Below are 779 nucleotides of genomic sequence, written 5' to 3'. Positions count from 1 at the left end.
GTGGCCGGCAGCGGGCAGGGCGGCGGCGTGGCGGAAATCGCCGATTTCATGTTGCTGCAAATGATCAACCGCTATCAGCCCTTGCTGGCGCATTTGGCTGTTGCGGCCGCCATGCATCCGGAAGAGTTTTTTCAATTATGCCTGCAGCTGGCCGGCGAGTTATCGACATTCTACCGGCCCGGTAAGCGGCCGCTGGCGTTTCCCGATTATAAACACGATGATTTGAAGTTCAGCTTCATACCCTTGATCGACGAATTGCGGGGTTTGTTGAGCATGGTGCTGGAACAAAACGCGGTGCAATTGCCGTTGGCGGAAGTCAAACCGGGGGTTTACGTGGCCAAGCGGCCGGAATTGAACTTGCTGGAAGGCGCCGTCTTCGTGTTGGCGGCCAAGGCGCAAGTCTCTTCGGAATTGATTCGCTCGCACTTCCCGCCGCAAGTCAAGATCGGCCCGGTTGAAGATATCCAGACATTGGTGCGTTCGGCATTGCCGGGTATCAATATTCAGGCCCTGCCGGTGGCGCCACGGCAGATTCCCTACCACGCCGGCTATTCGTATTTCGAATTGAACAAGCAAAGCGAGCTGTGGGGAAAAATGCCGGTTTCCGGCGGCTTCGCCATTCACATCGGCGGCAGTTTTCCGGAACTGGAGCTCGAATTTTGGGCCATTAGAAAAGGTTGACAGTCATGAGTGAAAACGATCCCTTCGGACCTTTCGGCGACGACGACCGCACCGTGATCCGGCCCATGCCGGGCGGCAGGCGGCCCACTCCGCCCCCC

The 779-nt window shown here is 57.9% G+C and carries 1 protein-coding gene; it reads left to right on the top strand.

Annotated features, from left to right (window positions below; all coding sequences use genetic code 11):
- A partial coding sequence (gene tssK, locus NP596_RS21695; RefSeq protein ID WP_256617452.1) for a type VI secretion system baseplate subunit TssK occupies positions 1-681 on the top strand: 681 nt, incomplete at its 5' end.
- Positions 682-779 lie beyond the last annotated feature (98 nt).

Source organism: Methylomonas rivi (assembly GCF_024505165.1).
GTDB lineage: Bacteria > Pseudomonadota > Gammaproteobacteria > Methylococcales > Methylomonadaceae > Methylomonas > Methylomonas rivi.
Note: the sequence above shows the minus strand (reverse complement) of the source record. Positions and strands in the feature narration are given on the sequence as shown.